Annotated in this window: 13 protein-coding genes; 8 read left to right on the forward strand and 5 right to left on the reverse strand. The window is 71.6% G+C overall.

Annotation, left to right across the window (positions count from 1 at the left end; translation table 11 throughout):
- Positions 1 to 74: 74 nt before the first annotated feature.
- Positions 75 to 914 (reverse strand): extensin family protein, encoded by an 840-nt coding sequence (locus tag MKK53_RS15690; RefSeq protein WP_243929641.1) that lies wholly within the window; start codon positions 912 to 914, stop codon positions 75 to 77.
- A gap of 129 nt (positions 915 to 1,043) precedes the next feature.
- On the opposite strand from MKK53_RS15690, the gene MKK53_RS15695 reads away from it, so the two are divergent.
- Both MKK53_RS15695 and MKK53_RS15700 read left to right on the forward strand, forming a co-directional pair.
- Positions 1,044 to 3,119, forward strand: coding sequence for a M3 family metallopeptidase (locus tag MKK53_RS15695; protein ID WP_243929642.1), 2,076 nt, complete (start codon positions 1,044 to 1,046; stop codon positions 3,117 to 3,119).
- Between the two features lie 195 nt (positions 3,120 to 3,314).
- Entirely contained in the window at positions 3,315 to 4,172 is an 858-nt protein-coding gene (locus MKK53_RS15700; RefSeq protein ID WP_243929643.1) for a hypothetical protein, read from the forward strand.
- Positions 4,173 to 4,182: 10 nt separating this feature from the next.
- On the opposite strand, the gene MKK53_RS15705 is transcribed toward MKK53_RS15700, so the two are convergent.
- On the reverse strand, positions 4,183 to 4,401 hold the full coding sequence (locus MKK53_RS15705) for a hypothetical protein (RefSeq protein WP_243929644.1): 219 nt from the start codon (positions 4,399 to 4,401) through the stop codon (positions 4,183 to 4,185).
- Positions 4,402 to 4,608: 207 nt separating this feature from the next.
- Positions 4,609 to 5,004 (reverse strand): DUF2267 domain-containing protein, encoded by a 396-nt coding sequence (locus tag MKK53_RS15710; protein WP_243929645.1) that lies wholly within the window; start codon positions 5,002 to 5,004, stop codon positions 4,609 to 4,611.
- A gap of 154 nt (positions 5,005 to 5,158) precedes the next feature.
- Between MKK53_RS15710 and MKK53_RS15715 the strand changes: the two genes are divergently transcribed.
- The 4 genes from MKK53_RS15715 (at position 5,159) to MKK53_RS15730 (ending at position 11,497) form a co-directional block, all read left to right on the forward strand.
- Positions 5,159 to 6,691: a helicase HerA-like domain-containing protein gene (locus MKK53_RS15715; RefSeq protein WP_243929646.1), complete on the forward strand. Its 1,533-nt coding sequence runs from the start codon at positions 5,159 to 5,161 to the stop codon at positions 6,689 to 6,691.
- A 230-nt stretch (positions 6,692 to 6,921) separates the two neighbouring features.
- A complete protein-coding gene (locus MKK53_RS15720; RefSeq protein WP_243929647.1) occupies positions 6,922 to 7,782 on the forward strand; it encodes a transglutaminase-like domain-containing protein in 861 nt (286 codons plus the stop codon).
- A 1,116-nt stretch (positions 7,783 to 8,898) separates the two neighbouring features.
- Positions 8,899 to 10,629 (forward strand): dihydroxy-acid dehydratase, encoded by a 1,731-nt coding sequence (ilvD, locus tag MKK53_RS15725; protein WP_243929648.1) that lies wholly within the window; start codon positions 8,899 to 8,901, stop codon positions 10,627 to 10,629.
- Positions 10,616 to 11,497, forward strand: coding sequence for a tetratricopeptide repeat protein (locus MKK53_RS15730; RefSeq protein ID WP_243929649.1), 882 nt, complete (start codon positions 10,616 to 10,618; stop codon positions 11,495 to 11,497). The genes ilvD and MKK53_RS15730 overlap by 14 nt, the downstream gene beginning before the upstream one ends.
- A gap of 200 nt (positions 11,498 to 11,697) precedes the next feature.
- Here the strand turns inward: MKK53_RS15730 and MKK53_RS15735 are convergent, their stop codons facing one another.
- Positions 11,698 to 12,321, reverse strand: a complete 624-nt coding sequence (locus MKK53_RS15735; RefSeq protein WP_243929650.1) for a glutathione S-transferase family protein — start codon at positions 12,319 to 12,321, stop codon at positions 11,698 to 11,700.
- A gap of 19 nt (positions 12,322 to 12,340) precedes the next feature.
- On the reverse strand, positions 12,341 to 13,135 hold the full coding sequence (gene xth, locus MKK53_RS15740; protein ID WP_243929651.1) for an exodeoxyribonuclease III: 795 nt from the start codon (positions 13,133 to 13,135) through the stop codon (positions 12,341 to 12,343).
- Positions 13,136 to 13,337: 202 nt separating this feature from the next.
- On the opposite strand from xth, the gene MKK53_RS15745 reads away from it, so the two are divergent.
- Together MKK53_RS15745 and glpX are read left to right on the forward strand one after the other, a co-directional pair.
- Positions 13,338 to 14,654 (forward strand): homoserine dehydrogenase, encoded by a 1,317-nt coding sequence (locus MKK53_RS15745; RefSeq protein ID WP_243929652.1) that lies wholly within the window; start codon positions 13,338 to 13,340, stop codon positions 14,652 to 14,654.
- Between the two features lie 134 nt (positions 14,655 to 14,788).
- Positions 14,789 to 15,778: a class II fructose-bisphosphatase gene (glpX, locus tag MKK53_RS15750; protein WP_243929653.1), complete on the forward strand. Its 990-nt coding sequence runs from the start codon at positions 14,789 to 14,791 to the stop codon at positions 15,776 to 15,778.
- The last annotated feature ends 80 nt before the right edge of the window (positions 15,779 to 15,858 follow it).

Raw genomic sequence — 15,858 nt, forward strand, 5'->3', positions numbered from 1 at the left:
CGCTCCGGGAGCGGACGGCTCCCACGCGCACAAGCTTCGGCGCCACGGCTGCGTTCCGCCCCCTTCTGTCGCAGTCACTCGCAGAGCCGGTGCCCGGCCTGCCGCTCCCGCTCGTCGAGGTGGAAGTGGTTGGCATGGGCGGCGTTGGAGCCCGGCCCGAGGACCGTGCGGAAGTAGGCGCAGGCTTTCCCCCGCACCGCCTTCAGGAACGCCACCTCCGCAGCCTCGCCCGGCGCCTCGCGCACCACGATGGGGGGCCGACCGGCGAAGGTGAAACCCATCACGTCGATGGCGTCGGCGAAGGCGTGCTCGCTGAGCTTGGCATCGACGTCGTGGTTCTGTCCGCGGCAGACATAGGTGCCGCCGAGGTCGAGGGCGGCGAGGGGCTTGCCCAGGGCGCGCTGGGCCTCGACCTGCACCTCCGTGGCCCAGCGCGCCAGCTCCTCGGCCGAGCGGCAGGTGAGGGTCGCGGCCGGGCGCAGGGCGATGGAGTCGGCGAGGGCCGTGACCTTCAGCGGCAGCGGCGCGGTGCATTGCCCCTCCGCGATGGGCGGGAGGGGCTCGAAGGCGGCGCCGAGGCGCTTCAGGCGGGTCCGGCACGCCTCGTCGTCGGGGGGCGCCACCGTCAGGGCGAGGGCGGCCTCGCCGGAGAGGTCGGCGGGCCGCTCCGGCGGCACCGGGGGCGGGACCGGGATCGCCGCCCCCGCATCGGGCTTGGGCGCGGGGGCCGGCGTCAGCTCGGCGGGGCGCTCGGGCGGGGCCGGCGCGTCGGCGATGGGCGGCGCGGGGACGAGACCGGCCGGGCGCTCCGGCGGCTTCGGCGCCGTGTCCGGGGGGATCGCCTGTGCCGCGGCGGCGGCGCCCAGGAGTAGGACCACGCCACACCCGGCGGACCACGCGACAACTCTCGACATCGGACCTCGGCCGTTCCCCCACCCGCTCTTAACGGCCGAGCCGGCATTCGGATCGCGCGTGCCGGTTGCCGCCGACGCCGGATCGGACCAGAACAGGCGCGCGGGGCGGAGCGCCCCTTGGGGATGCGTATGCCGGACACTCTCGCCGCCGGGCTCGACCGCCTTCCGCAGGACAACCCCTTCGCCCAGGCGCGCTGGGACACGCCCTACGCCCTGCCGCCCTTCGAGGCGATCCGGCCGGAGCACTACCTCCCCGCCTTCGAGGCAGCCCTGGCGAGCCACGAGGCGGAGGTCGCCGCCATCGCGGCCGACCCCTCGCCGCCGACCTTCGCCAACACCGTGGCGGTGATGGAGGGGGCCGGCGTCGCCCTCGATCGGGTCGCCGGGGTCTTCTACAACCTTACCGGCAGCCACACGAACCCGGACCTCCAGGCCATCGAGCGCGCGGTGGGCCCGAAGCTCGCCCGGCACGGCAGCGCCATCTACCTGAACCCGCAGCTCTGGGCGCGCCTCTCCGCCATCGACCCGGAGGCGGAAAACCTCGGCGCGGAGGAGCGCCGGGTGCTGGAACGCTACCGCATCCGCTTCCGCCGCTCGGGGGCGGAGCTCGCCCCGGAGGCCAAGGCGCGGATGGCGGCCATCGCCGAGCGCCTGTCGGAACTCGGCACCCAGTTCAGCCAGAACCTGCTGGCGGACGAGAGCGGCTTCACCCTGCCCCTGACCGGCGAGGACGACCTGGCCGGCCTGCCGCCCTTCCTGCGCGCCGCCGCGGCCAGCGCCGCCCGGGAGCGGGGGTTGGACGGGCACGTCATCACCCTCTCGCGCTCGCTCATCGAGCCGTTCCTCGTCTTCTCCACCCGGCGCGACCTGCGCGAGCGGGCCTACGAGGCCTGGATCCGCCGGGGCGAATCCGGCGGGGCGACCGACAACCGCGCCGTGATGGCCGAGATCGTGAAGCTCCGGGCCGAGCGGGCGCGGCTGCTCGGCTTCGAGAGCTTCGCCCATTTCAAGCTCGCCGACACCATGGCCGCGACCCCCGAGGCGGCCATGGAGCTGCTGCGCGACGTGTGGACCCCGGCCCGGGCCAGGGCCATCGAGGAGCGGGACCGGCTCCAGGCCATCGTTCAGGACGAGGGGCATAATTTCTCGCTGCGGGCGCACGATTGGCGCCACTACGCCGAGAAGCTGCGCCGGGCCGAGCACGACCTCGACGAAGGCGAGATCAAGGCCTACCTGCCCCTGGACCGGATGATCGAGGCGGCCTTCGACACAGCCTCCCGCCTGTTCGGCCTGACCTTCGCGGAGCTGCACGACGTCCCCCGCTACCACCCGGACGTCCGGGTCTGGCGGGTGGGCGATGCCGGCGGCGCGGAGGTGGGGCTGTTCCTGGGTGACTATTTCGCCCGGGCCTCGAAGCGCTCGGGCGCCTGGATGAGCGCCTTCCGCTCCCAGGAGAAGCTGAACGGCGTGGTCACGCCGATCATCGTCAACGTGATGAACTTCGCCAAGGCGCCGGAGGGCCAGCCGACGCTGCTCTCCTTCGACGACGCCCGCACCCTGTTCCACGAGTTCGGCCACGGCCTGCACGGGCTGCTCTCGGACGTCACCTACCCGCTGCTGGCGGGCACCTCCGTCTCGGGGGATTTCGTGGAACTGCCCTCGCAGCTCTACGAACACTGGCTGGAGCAGCCCGAGATCCTGCGCGCCCATGCCCGCCACCACGAGACCGGCGCGCCGATGCCGGAGGCGCTCCTTTCCAAGCTGCTGGCGGCCCGGGCCTTCAACCAGGGCTTCGCCACGGTGGAGTACACCGCCTCGGCGCTGGTCGACATGACCCTGCACCTCTCGGCGGAGGCCGAGGCGGGGCTCGACGTGAAGGCCTTCGAGGCGGACGCCCTCCGGCGGATCGCGATCCCGGCCGAGATCGGCATGCGCCACCGCTCGCCGCACTTCGCGCACATCTTCGGGGGCGAGGGCTACGCGGCGGGCTATTACAGCTACCTGTGGTCCGAGGTGCTCGACGCGGACGCCTTCGACGCGTTCCGCGAGGCCGGCGACATCTTCGACCCGGAGACCGCCAAGCGGCTGCGGACCTTCGTCTACGCCGCCGGCAACCTGCGCGACCCGCGCGAGGCCTACACCGCCTTCCGCGGCCGCCTGCCCAGCATCGCGCCCCTCCTGAAGAAGCGCGGCTTGGCGGCCTGATCGGCGGCGGGGGCGGCGGAAACGGCGAGCCCCCCCGTCCCTGCCCGGCGAGCGACGCCACCCGAGGGACATGTCGCGCCCGCCGACGCGTCGGCCAGAAGGGTGAAGGAAGGCCCGGCCCGACCGGTAAGGAATTTGTAAACAAACGTCCTTAACGACTGCTTACAGCACAGGCCGCGAGCAGGGGCGAGGACGATGACTGAAGCCAAGCCGACGACATCGACGGACGAGACGCCGAAGACTGACGTCGCCGACAAGCCCGCGGCGGAGGACAAAGCGGTCGAGACCGGCCGCGCCAAGCCGGCGATCCTGGCCGCGCCCCGCCGCTTCGCTCAGACCCTGATGCGCGCCGAATCGCGCCTCGTCGCCGTGGCGGGGAGTGCGCTCGCCCTCGGGGCGATGCTCGGCTTCGGCGCCGCCTCCCGCGATCAGGGGTCGGCCACCGCCATCGCCTCCCTCGCCGCGGCCATCGATTCCGGCCGGAGCGACACCGCGAAGCTCTCGGCCACCCTCGCCAAGCTCGACCAGTCGGTCGGCGACCTGCGGACGGCCTCCGAGAGCGCCCGCAAGGAGGGTGCAAAGGGCAACAGCCTCAACGAGAAGATCGCCCAGCTCGACCGCAGCCTGACGGCCAAGCTCGCGAGCCTCACCGAGAAACTCGACCAAGCGGAGCGGGAGCACGCGGCGCGGATCGCGGCCCTCACCGCCCGGTCCACCGCGGCGAAGGCCGAGCCGGCGCAGACCGGCAGCCTCGCCGAGCCGAAGGAGACCAAAGCGGTCGAGACCAAACCCGTGGAGGTGAAGCAGGCCGAGGTGAAGCCGCCGGAGGCCGCCAAGCCCGCCGCACCGTCCAAGACGGCCGTGCTGGAGGCCTACGCCCTGCGCGACATCTTCGAGGGCGCCGCGATCATCGAGAACCGGGGGCGTCGCCTGTTCCAGGTCGCGCCCGGCGACACGCTGCCGGGGGCCGGACGGGTCGAGGCGATCGAACGCCGCGGGCGTCAGTGGGTGGTCGTGACCCGGCAGGGGGTCGTCACGCCCCAGGAATGGTGAGGGGCGCCCCTCAGCTGGAGGGGGCGCTCACCGGCGTGAGGTCATCGCCCGCCATCGGGAAGCGGGGCTCGATGGCGAAGGGGTCGGCCATCAGCGAGTTCCGCTCCGCACGCAGGCGACCCAGACGGAGCGCCCGGGTGCGGGCACTGCGGGTGGGGTGAAGGATCGCCCCGAGGAGAGCCTGGCCTTCGAATTCCCTGTCCAGATTCTTGGCGTCGAAGACGGGCATGGTCGGCCTGCGGGACTTGGGCGGCTGGCTTCTCACCTTCGAGCCTGGCTGCACACCCTCACAACGGGGATTGTGTGAACCGGTTCCGTCAAGCTTTCACCCGGGAACGGTTTTTTCATCTTCGGCCAGGCCGGCCCATCCCGCAGTGCGATATCGCACAGGTTCCGCGATGCACAGATTTGCGCATCGCGAAAACTACATTCGTTTTTAGACGAACTGATTCAAACCGGGGATCGACCCGACAATCGGGCCCATCACGTCTTCGCCGGCCTTCTCACGGCCGACCGTGAACAGCTCCTGGCCGAGCGGCTGCATCTGACCCATCGGAACGCCGGCCGCCATCAGCTTCTGGCCGAGGGCCATGACGCCGCCGCCGCCGAGCATGCCGCCGAGCATCCCCATCAGGCCGCCACCGCCGCCGCCCTCGCCCGCATTCGACTCGGCCACGAGCGACTCGGAACCCGGCAGGGCCGCCATCAGCTGGCTCACCTGCGCCTCCGGCCCCTCCTTCTGCAGGAAGGCGAGGATGTGCCCGACGGCGGTCTGGGCGGTCGCGGCATCGAGCCCGGTGCGGGCACAGACGCGGGCGAGCAGTTCTTCCATGGGAGATGTCTCGATTAGAGAAGGTCCAGTGTGTCCATCGTCCGTGCCACACGGGAAATCAAGCTTCGGCCCGGCGGCGCGGGTGAACCGGAGCCGTGCTTGAAGGGCCGGCGGGCGGCCTGCATAACCGTTGCGGATTCGGGGAGAGCGGGCGATGGCGGGCGACGGGACGATCCTGGTCGGCAAGAGCGTGCCCCCCTCGGGCCCCGGCAAGCCGGAGGTGCTCACCCTGCGGCTGGCCAACCGGCACGGCCTCGTGGCCGGCGCCACGGGCACCGGCAAGACGGTGACCCTGCAGATGCTGGCCGAGGGCTTTTCCAACGCGGGCGTGCCGGTCTTCGCCGCCGACATCAAGGGCGACCTGTCGGGCATCGCCGCCGCGGGCGAGGCCAAGCCGGCCTTCGTGAAGCGCGCCGAGGAGATCGGCACCACCTACGAGCCCGACCGGTTTCCCACCGTGTTCTGGGACCTGTTCGGCGAACAGGGCCACCCGATCCGCTGCACCGTCACCGAGATGGGGCCGCTCCTGCTGTCGCGGCTTCTGGAGCTGAACGACACCCAGACCGGCGTGCTCAACATCGCCTTCCGGGTCGCGGACGAGAACCACTGGCCCGTCATCGACCTGAAGGACCTGCGCGCCCTCCTCGCCTTCTGTTCGGAGAACCTGAAGGACATTTCCGGCACCTACGGCAACGTCTCCGCCGCATCGGTCGGCGCGATCCAGCGGCAGCTGCTGATGCTGGAGAACCAGGGGGCCGACGCGTTCTTCGGCGAGCCCGCCCTCGACCTCAACGACTTCATGCGCACGGACCGCGACGGGCGCGGCGTCGTCAACATCCTGGCCGCCGACAAGCTGATGCAGCGGCCGAAGCTCTACGCCTCCTACCTGCTGTGGATGCTCTCCGAACTGTTCGAGCAGCTTCCCGAGGTCGGCGACCTCGACAAGCCGAAGCTCGTGTTCTTCTTCGATGAGGCGCACCTGCTGTTCAACGACGCGCCGAAGGCGCTGCTGGACGCGGTGGAGCAGGTGGTCCGCCTGATCCGCTCGAAGGGCGTCGGCGTCTACTTCGTCACCCAGAACCACCTGGACGTGCCGGAGACGGTGCTGGGCCAGCTCGGCAACCGCGTCCAGCACGCCCTGCGCGCCTTCACCCCCCGCGACCAGCGGGCGGTGCGCGCCGCCGCCGAGACCTTCCGGCAGAATCCCGGCTTCGACGTCGCCGCGGCGATCACCGAACTCGGCGTCGGCGAGGCGCTGGTGAGCTTTCTCGAGGCCAAGGGCACGCCCTCCATCGTGGAGCGCACCCTCGTCGCCCCGCCCCAGGGCCGGGTCGGCCCCCTGACGCCGCAGGAGCGGGCGGACCTGATCGCCAAAAGCCCCCTGCGGGGCAAGTACGACGAGGCGGTCGACAGCGAGAGCGCCTTCGAGATGCTTGCCAAGCGCAAGGGTCTGGATGCGGGCGGCGGCGAGGCGGCCGGGGACGGGGGCGGCCTGTCGGGGATGCTCGGCGGGGTCATCGGCAGCGTGTTCGGGACGCCCGCGCCGAAGAAAGGCCAGCGCCGCGCGCCCCAGAGCCTCGCCGAGCAGGTCATCGGCAACGCCGCCCGCTCCATGGCCCGGAGCGTCGGGCGGGAGGTCGGCAACGCCATCCTGCGCAACGTGCTGGGCGGGCTGACGAAGCGGTAGCGGCGCCCGCCCCCGCCGACGCCCTGCCCAAGGTTCAGGCAGCCCGCCGCGGGCCGGAATGCGGCGTGGCTTCCCACCCGGTGCCGCCGCGTGCGTGCCCCCGGCGGCCGTGCTCCCGCCGCGGGCAAAAGGCTGAGCCGGCGGCGTTTTTTCGGGCAGGGACACGCGGAACCGTGGCCGCAGCGGCGGCTTTGGCGCTATGGCAAGACCATGCCGGCAGAGATTACGCGATGCGCTACACGCTGGGTTGCAGCCTGTCCTACAACATCCTCTCGGACACGACGTTCATCTTCAACCTCGAGGTCGCACGGTTGCGGAGCGTCGAGATCCTCAGCGAGACGCTGACCCTCGCCCCGGACCTCAAGCGCGAGGTCTACATCCATCCCGACGCGCAGAACCGCTACCTCGGGGTGAACGTGCCGACCGGGCCGTTCTCCCTGGAATACACGGCGGAGGTCGATCTCACCGTCCACCGGGCCGATCCGGCGACGATCAACGAGACGCCCATCGCCACGCTGCCCATCGACATCCTGCCCTACCTGCTGCCGAGCCGCTTCGTCTCCTCCGACCGGCTGACGCCCTTCGCCCAGGCGGAGTTCGGCGCCCTGCCCAAGGGCCACCAGCGGGTCAACGCGATCTGCAACTGGATCCACGACCACTTGACCTACCAGCCCGGCGCCAGCGACGAGCAGACCACCGCCGACGAGAGCCTGCTGAAGCGGGCCGGCGTGTGCCGGGACTTCGCGCATCTCGGCACCGCCTTCTGCCGGGCGCTGGGCATCCCGGCGCGCTTCGTGAGCTGCTACGCCCACGGCCTCGTGCCGAGCGACTTCCACGCGGTGTTCGAGGCCTATCTCGACGGGCGGTGGTGGCTGTTCGACGCCACCCGCCAAGCGGACCCGGACGGCCTCGTGCGGATCGGCGTCGGGCGCGACGCGGCCGAGATCGCCTTCTCGACGCCCTACGGCAACATGCAGCCGGTCAACCAGCAGATCCGCATCCAGCGCTCGGACGGCATGGGCAGCCCGATGCCGCGCACCGTCGATGCCATCTCCACCGAGGTGCCCGCCCCCCACGCCGGCGCGTCGTAAGCCCCCCATCCTCGCGGGCGAGGCGACGGCAGGCGCGGGACGCCCGCGAAGGTGGCGCGTCCCTGGATTGCTTCGCTGCGCTCGCAAGGACGGGTGCGCGTCCCGCGCGCCCCCGCCGTCATCGCGAGCGAAGTGAAGCAACCCAGGGTGGCGGGACCTTTCCTGGCGTGGCGCTGCTGGATTGCTTCGCTGCGCTCGCAAAGACGGGCGCGCGTCCAGCGCCCCTCTGCCGTCATCGCGAGCGAAGCGAAGCGACCCAGGGCGGCGGGACGTCCCCGAACGTGGCGCCGCGGGATTGCTTCGCTGCGCTCGCAAAGACGGGCGCGCGTCTCGCGCCCCTCCGCCGTCATCGCGAGCGACGCGAAGCGACCCAGGGCGGCGGGACGCCCCCGAACGTGGCGCCGCTGGATTGCGTCGCTGCGCTCGCAAAGACGGGCGCGCGTCCAGCGCCCCTCCGCCGTCATCGCGAGCAAAGCGAAGCGACCCAGGGCGGCGGGACGCCCCCGAACGTGGCGCCGCTGGATTGCTTCGCTGCGCTCGCAAGGACGGGTGCGCGTCCCGCGCCCCTCGGCCGTCCTCGCGGGCGAAGCGAAGCGACCCAGGGCGGCGGGACGCCACCCGAACGCGGCGCTGCGGGATTGCTTCGCTGCGCTCGCAAAGACGGGCGCGCGTCCCGCGCCCCTCTGCCGTCCTTGCGGGCGAAGCGAAGCGACCCAGGGCGGCGGGACGTCCCGCCAAAAACCGTCGTATGAGGGGTCTCCCGACCCCCGGTGTCGCGCACCGCCCCGTCCGGTCCTAGGCGGGCGATCCTATCGCGGATCGCGCCCCGGCGGAGGGCGGCGGGGTCGCCCCGCCCCGCGAAGCGTGGCTGTGGCGGGGTCGCAACACCGCAAAAGCATCCCGGGACCGCCCCCGATCCAGCGTCTCCGCGCCGCGATCCCGCCATAGTCCAAGCCCACTTCGACGCCTGCGGTAAACGGCAGTCTTGCCAAAGATTTACCGAGTACAAACGTCAGCCTCCGGAGAGAGCGGGCACTGTATCGGCACATCGCCGGGAGCGATGGGCTGCGCCGCGCCGCACCCTCCGTCAGGGCAAGCAAAGCTGCGGTGTGGGTCATGGACGCGCGTGTGAACGACAAGTCGAAGCTGCCGAGCCGCCACGTGACCGAGGGGCCGGACCGGGCTCCCCACCGTTCGTATCTCTATGCCATGGGCCTGACCCGTGAGCAGATTCACCAGCCGCTGGTGGGCGTCGCCTCATGCTGGAACGAGGCCGCCCCGTGCAACATCTCGCTGATGCGCCAGGCGCAGGCGGTGAAGAAGGGCGTCGCCGCCGCCCACGGCACCCCGCGCGAGTTCTGTACCATCACCGTCACCGACGGCATCGCCATGGGCCATGGCGGCATGCGCGCCTCGCTGCCCTCCCGCGAGGTCATCGCCGACTCGGTCGAGCTGACCATGCGCGGCCACGCCTACGACGCCCTGGTCGGGCTCGCCGGCTGTGACAAGTCCCTGCCCGGCATGATGATGGCGATGGTGCGCCTGAACGTGCCGTCGATCTTCATCTACGGCGGCTCGATCCTGCCCGGCTCGTTCCGCGGCAAGCCGGTCACCGTGCAGGACCTGTTCGAGGCGGTGGGCAAGGTCGCCGTGGGCGACATGAGCCTCGAAGACCTCGACGAGCTGGAGCAGGTCGCCTGCCCCTCGGCTGGCGCCTGCGGCGCGCAGTTCACCGCCAACACGATGGCCACCGTCTCCGAGGCGATCGGCCTCGCCCTGCCCTACTCGGCCGGCGCCCCCGCGCCCTACGAGATCCGCGACAAGTTCTGCGCCACCGCCGGCGAGATGGTGATGGAGCTGCTCGCCAAGCAGATCCGCCCCCGGGACATCATCACCCGCAAGGCGCTGGAGAACGCCGCCGCCACGGTGGCGGCCTCCGGCGGCTCGACCAATGCGGCCCTGCACCTGCCGGCCATCGCCCACGAATGCGGCATTGAGTTCACCCTGTTCGACGTGGCCGAGATCTTCCGGCGCACGCCCTACATCGCGGACCTGAAGCCCGGTGGGCGCTACGTCGCCAAGGACATGTTCGAGGTCGGCGGCATCCCGCTGCTGATGAAGACCCTGCTCGACCACGGCTTCCTGCACGGCGACTGCCTGACCGTCACCGGCCGGACCATCGCCGAGAACCTCGAGAAGGTCGCCTGGAACCCGGACCAGGACGTGGTGCATCCGGCCAACCGGCCGATCACCCCCACCGGCGGCGTCGTCGGCCTGAAGGGCAACCTCGCCCCCGAGGGTGCCATCGTGAAGGTCGCCGGCATGCCGCAGGAGGCGCAGGTCTTCACCGGCCCGGCCCGCGTGTTCGACGGCGAGGAAGCCTGCTTCGCCGCCGTGCAGTCCCGCTCCTACAAGGAAGGCGACGTGCTGGTCATCCGCTACGAGGGTCCGCGCGGCGGCCCCGGCATGCGCGAGATGCTCTCCACCACGGCCGCCCTCTACGGCCAGGGCATGGGCTCGAAGGTCGCCCTCATCACCGACGGGCGCTTCTCCGGCGCCACCCGCGGCTTCTGCGTCGGCCATGTCGGGCCGGAGGCGGCGGTGGGGGGGCCGATCGGCCTGCTCAAGGACGGCGACATGATCACCCTCGACGCGATCAACGGCACGCTGTCGGTGGCGCTGAGCGACGAGGAGCTGGCCGAACGCCGCAAGGCGTGGGCGCCACGGGGCAACGCCGCCACCTCGGGCTATCTCTGGAAGTACGCGCAGGGGGTCGGCTCCGCTCTGTACGGCGCCGTCACCCATCCGGGTGGGGCGCAGGAGACGGAGAGCTATGCTGACGTCTAGGGTCGCCCTCAGCCGGTGTGGACCGGCCGGGGTCTCCCCGCGCCGGCTTCGGGTGATCGTCCTGGCCGCCGTGGCCGGTGCCCTGCTGGTGCAGGGCCCGGCACCGAAGGCGCTGGACGCCTTCATGCGGACGCCGGTGCCGGCGGCGGCGGAGAAGAGCTACCGCTCGGCGCGGGACGCCCTCCGGGCGGGCGTGCGTGAGTACAACGCGGGCGACAAGGAGGGTGCCGCCCGCGCCCTCGAATACGCCGCGGGCCAGGGCCACGCCCTCGCCCTGTGGAAGCTCGGCCGCATGTACGCCGAGGGCGACGGCGTGCCCCATGACGACCTGAAGGCGTTCGAGTTCTTCTCGCGGCTCGCGGATGCCAGCACCGACGACGTCGGCGACACGCAGAACGCTGCGGTGACGGGCAGCGCGTTCACCGCGCTGGGCTCGTACTTCCTCGACGGGATCAAGGGCACCTACGTGCGCCCGAACCCCGAGCGCGCCTACGACATGTTCAACTACGCGGCGTCGTATTACGGCGACCCGAACGCGCAGTACAACCTCGCCCGGCTCTACCTCGACGGCAACGGCGTCGAGGCCGATCCCCGCCAGGCGGCGCGGTGGCTCAACCTCGCCGCGGAGAAGGGCCACCACCCGGCCCAGGCGCTGCTCGGCGACATGCTGGTCAACGGTGCGGGCGGCCTGTCGCAGCAGCGGGTGAAGGGCCTCGTCTGGCTCTCCCTCGCCCGCGACGGGGCTCAGGGCCGCAAGGACGACTGGATCCTCGGCCTCTACGACAAGAACTGGACGGCCGCCTCCCTGGACGACCGCAACGAGGCGCAGACGCAGTTGCAGACCGTGGGGTCGATCAAGCGGCGGTGAGGGGCTGCCCGGGCGGCCCGCACCGGCGCCGGATGCCCACGCCGTCTTTGCGAGCGCGGCGAAGCAATCTACGGCAGCGGGACGCCTCGGAACGCAGCGCATCCCTTAATTGCTTCGCGTCGCTCGCAAGGACGGCGAGGGTGTCGGTTCTCACCCCAATCCCGCCCCTCCCCCCGCAGAGGGGGAGGGACGCGAACCGGTCAGTTCTTCGCCGCCGCGATGGCGGACACGAAGGACGGACGCTCCAGGGTCTTGTTCACCCAGGCGGCGAGCTTCGGCCAACGGCCCGAATCGACCTCGAACTTCGCCAAGCGCAGGTTGTGGAAGTTCGTTGCCACCGCGATGTCGGCGATGCTGAATGCGTTGCCCACGAGGTAGTCGCCCTGGATCTGGCTCTCCAGATAGTCGAGCAGCGGCGGGAATTTCTCGGCGATGGCCTTCTGCGCCCGCGCCTCGTCGCCCTCTTGCTGCATCAGCCGGGGCTTCATGAAACGCTCGACGAAGGGGATGATGAGCGTCGGGAACAGCTCCGCATCGCCGTACTCGTCGAACCACACGGCGCGGCCGCGGGCCTTCGCCTCGGTGGGGATCAGCGGCGTCTCGGGGTGCTTCGCCTCGATGTAGTGCAGGATCGCGGTGGAATCGGCGAGGAGGTAGCCGTCGTCTTCGAGGGCGGGGATCTTGCCCGTGGGGCTCGCAGCCTGGAAACCGGCATCGTCGGCGTGGAAGGGAACCGGCTTGTGGTCGAAGGCGACGCCCTTCTCGTAGAGGGCGACGAGGACCTTCCTCACGTAGGGCGAGACGCTGGTGCCGTAGACGATCATCGTATCCGCTATCCCTTCTTCAGTGCGCGCTCAGCTCCACGGTCACGGGGACGTGGTCCGAGGGTTTGTCCGACCCGCGCAGATGCTTCTGCACCGAGGCCGAGACCAGCCTGTCGGCGGCCTGGGGGGAAAGCAGCAAGTGGTCGATCCGGATCCCCTGATTCCGCGGCCAGCAGCCGGCTTGATAGTCCCAGAAGGTGTAGAGCCCGTCCCGCGGGTCGCAGGCGCGGACGGCATCGGTGTAGCCCTCGGTCAGCAGCGCCCGGAAGGCCGCCCGCGACGCCGGCAGGAACAGGGCGTCGGCGCGCCACGCCTCCGGGTCGGCGGCGTCGGCGGGATCGGGGATGACGTTGTAGTCGCCGGCCAGCACGACGGGCACCTCCGCCTCGGCGAGCGTTCGGGCGTGGCGGCGCAGCCGCTCGAGGAAGGCGAGCTTGTAGGGGTATTTCGGGCTGTCGACCGGGTTGCCGTTCGGCAGGTAGATCGAGGCGACGCGCACGGGCGCGGTGCCCTCCCCCGCCACCACGGCCTCGATGTAGCGGGCCTGCTCGTCCGCGGCGTCGCCGGGCAGGCCGCGGCGGATCTCGGCCATGGCGAGGGGCGCCCGCACCAGCAGGGCGACGCCGTTATAGGCCTTCTGGCCCAGCGTCTCGACGGCGTAGCCCGCCGCCTCGACCTCGGCGCGGGGGAAGGCCTCGTCCTGGCACTTCAGCTCCTGCAGGCAGACCACGTCCGGCTTCGCCTCGTCGAGGAAGCCGAGCAGGTGCGGCAGCCGCTGCTTGATCGAATTGACGTTCCAGGTGGTGATGCGCATCGGCCCCTTCCGGCAGGCGCGCCCGTCATCGGGCCTTCGCGGCCGGGTGACAAGCCGCAACCGGCGCCGGGGCGCCCGGCCGGCCCGGGAGAACCCTGGCGAATCCGCGGGAAAGCTTGCAGATTTCCGCGCCACGGGCGATGAGCCTCGCATCGCGGGAGGCGCGGCACGGGAGCCGCCGCCCGCGGCCACGGAAGGTCCCATGTCGCAGTCTCTTCGCATCGGCGTCGCCGGTCTCGGCACCGTCGGCGCGGCCGTCGTCCGCATGATCGCCCGCCGCCGGGAGGCGCTCCTCGCCTCCGGCCTCGACATCACCGTCACCGCAATCTCCGCCCGGGACCGGACCCGCGACCGCGGCCTCGATCTCGCGGGGGCCGAATGGTTCGACGATCCCGTCGCCCTGGCCCGTTCCGGGGCGGTGGATTGCGTGGTCGAGCTGATGGGCGGCGCCGAGGGTGCGGCCAAGGACACGGTGGAGGCGGCCCTTTCCGCGGGCAAGGCGGTCGTCACCGCCAACAAGGCGCTCCTGGCCAAGCACGGGGCGGCCCTGGCCGCCGCCGCCGAGCGGGCCGGCGTGGCGCTGACCTACGAGGCGGCGGTCGCGGGCGGCATCCCGGTGATCAAGGCCCTGCGCGAGGGGCTGTCGGGCAACGCGGTCGCCCGGGTCTACGGAATCCTCAACGGCACCTGCAACTACATCCTCAGCCGGATGGAGCGGGAGGGGCTGACCTTCGAGGCCTGCCTGAAGGACGCGCAGGCGCTCGGCTACGCCGAGGCCGACCCGACCTTCGACGTCGAGGGCTTCGACACCGCCCACAAGCTCGCCATCCTCACGAGCCTCGCCTTCGGGACGCAGGTGGATGCGGAGGGCGTCTCCGTGGAAGGCATCTCGCGGGTGCAGCCCCTCGACCTGCGGATGGCGGACGAGCTCGGCTACCGGATCAAGCTGCTCGGCGTCGCGCAGGCGACCCCGGCGGGGATCGAGCAGCGCGTCCACCCGACCATGGTGCCCAAATCCTCCGCCATCGCGCAGGTGATGGGCGTCACCAACGCCGTCACCATCGATGCCGACGCGGTCGGCGAACTGACCCTGATCGGCCCCGGCGCGGGCGGCGAGGCCACCGCCTCCGCGGTGTTCGGCGACATCGCCGACGTGGCCCGCGGCATCGTCCGCCCCACCTTCGGCGTCGCCGCAGCCTCGATGGCCCCGCCCCCCCGGGCCGAGATGCAGCGCCACGAGGGCGGCTACTACATCCGCCTGACGGTGCATGACCGGCCCGGCGTCGCGGCGGGCGTCGCCCACCGCATGGCCGAGCGCGAGATCTCGCTGGAGAGCATCCTGCAGCGCCGGGTGGCGGGCGGCGACAGCGACCCGCACGGGCGCTCGGGGCGTCCGGTGCCCCTGGTGCTCATCACCTACGCCGCGACGGAGGGCGCCATCCGGGAGGCCCTCGACGCCATCGCGCAGGACGGGCTCCTGGCGGAATCGCCGCAGTTGATTCGTATCGAGCGGGAGTAGAACGCTAAGGCCGCCCTACAGGAAACATTCAGGTCCAGCGTCGCTAGCATGGACGGCGGCAGGGGTGGCCGCGACGGGAACAGGCGCACCGGGATCCGACCTGAAGATCGGGCTCGGCCGAGGGACAGGAAACGATGATCGAGACCGGAACGCCGCGTCCGCAGCCCGTGCCGCGCACGCTCGCCCTCGAACTGGCCAGGGTGACGGAACGCGCCGCCATCGCCGCGGCCCGCCTGCGCGGCAAGGGCGACGAGAAGGCCGCCGACCAAGCGGCGGTCGATGCCATGCGCGCCGAGCTCGCCGGGCTCCCGATCCGCGGCACCGTCGTCATCGGCGAGGGGGAGCGCGACGAGGCGCCAATGCTGTTCATCGGCGAGCGCCTCGGCTCCGGCGAAGGGCCGGAGGTGGACATCGCCGTCGATCCGCTGGAGGGCACGACCCTCTGCGCCAAGGACATGCCCGGCGCCATCGCCGTCATGGCCGTGGCCCAGCGCGGCTCGCTCCTCGCCGCGCCCGACGTGTACATGCAGAAGATCGCCATCGGGCCGGGCTATCCGTCCGGCCTCGTGGACCTCGATGCGAGCCCGGCGGAGAACATCCGCGCCCTGGCCCGGGCGAAGGCGTGCCCGCCGGACCAGATCACCGCGCTGATCCTCGACCGGCCCCGGCATGCCGGGCTGATCGCCAACGTCCGCGAGGCGGGGGCCTCGGTGCGGCTCATCACCGATGGGGATGTCGCCGGCATCATCTTCACGGCGAGCCCGGAGGAGACCGGCGTCGACATCTATCTCGGGACAGGGGCCGCCCCCGAGGGCGTGCTGGCCGCGGCGGCCCTGCGCTGCATGGGCGGCCAGATGCAGGGGCGGCTGATCCTCGACACGGCCGAGCGGCGCCGCCGGGCCCAGGAGATGGGGATCCGCGACTTCGACCGGAAATACGAGCTGAACGACCTCGCGGGCGGGGACGTCATCGTCGCCGCCACCGGCGTCACCGACGGTTCGCTCCTGCGGGGCGTCCGCTTCCGCCAGGACAGGATCCAGACGGAGACTCTGGTCTACCGCTCGGAAGCGGGCACGATCCGCCGGATCCTCGGAGAGCACCGGCGCGATTTCGGCCGGGCCTGATCGGCGTCGGACGCGGACGTCCCGCCCCGGTGCCGGCTACACGCAGGCGGCGACCCAGGGCTGAGGGACGTTTCCGTCCG

Origin of the sequence: Methylobacterium sp. J-076 (genome assembly GCF_022829405.1) — a bacterium.
Taxonomy (GTDB): Bacteria; Pseudomonadota; Alphaproteobacteria; order Rhizobiales; family Beijerinckiaceae; genus Methylobacterium.

Bases quoted from the DNA above. Each gene is read 5' to 3' on its own strand.
- MKK53_RS15710 (WP_243929645.1), bottom strand. From the start codon at position 5,004: ATGGAAGAACTGCTCGCCCGCGTCTGTGCCCGCACCGGGCTCGATGCC.
- MKK53_RS15735 (WP_243929650.1), bottom strand. From the start codon at position 12,321: ATGATCGTCTACGGCACCAGCGTCTCGCCCTACGTGAGGAAGGTCCTC.
- MKK53_RS15700 (WP_243929643.1), top strand. From the start codon at position 3,315: ATGACTGAAGCCAAGCCGACGACATCGACGGACGAGACGCCGAAGACT.
- MKK53_RS15745 (WP_243929652.1), top strand. From the start codon at position 13,338: ATGTCGCAGTCTCTTCGCATCGGCGTCGCCGGTCTCGGCACCGTCGGC.
- MKK53_RS15705 (WP_243929644.1), bottom strand. From the start codon at position 4,401: ATGCCCGTCTTCGACGCCAAGAATCTGGACAGGGAATTCGAAGGCCAG.
- glpX (WP_243929653.1), top strand. From the start codon at position 14,789: ATGATCGAGACCGGAACGCCGCGTCCGCAGCCCGTGCCGCGCACGCTC.
- ilvD (WP_243929648.1), top strand. From the start codon at position 8,899: ATGGACGCGCGTGTGAACGACAAGTCGAAGCTGCCGAGCCGCCACGTG.
- MKK53_RS15690 (WP_243929641.1), bottom strand. From the start codon at position 914: ATGTCGAGAGTTGTCGCGTGGTCCGCCGGGTGTGGCGTGGTCCTACTC.
- MKK53_RS15730 (WP_243929649.1), top strand. From the start codon at position 10,616: ATGCTGACGTCTAGGGTCGCCCTCAGCCGGTGTGGACCGGCCGGGGTC.
- MKK53_RS15715 (WP_243929646.1), top strand. From the start codon at position 5,159: ATGGCGGGCGACGGGACGATCCTGGTCGGCAAGAGCGTGCCCCCCTCG.
- xth (WP_243929651.1), bottom strand. From the start codon at position 13,135: ATGCGCATCACCACCTGGAACGTCAATTCGATCAAGCAGCGGCTGCCG.
- MKK53_RS15695 (WP_243929642.1), top strand. From the start codon at position 1,044: ATGCCGGACACTCTCGCCGCCGGGCTCGACCGCCTTCCGCAGGACAAC.
- MKK53_RS15720 (WP_243929647.1), top strand. From the start codon at position 6,922: ATGCGCTACACGCTGGGTTGCAGCCTGTCCTACAACATCCTCTCGGAC.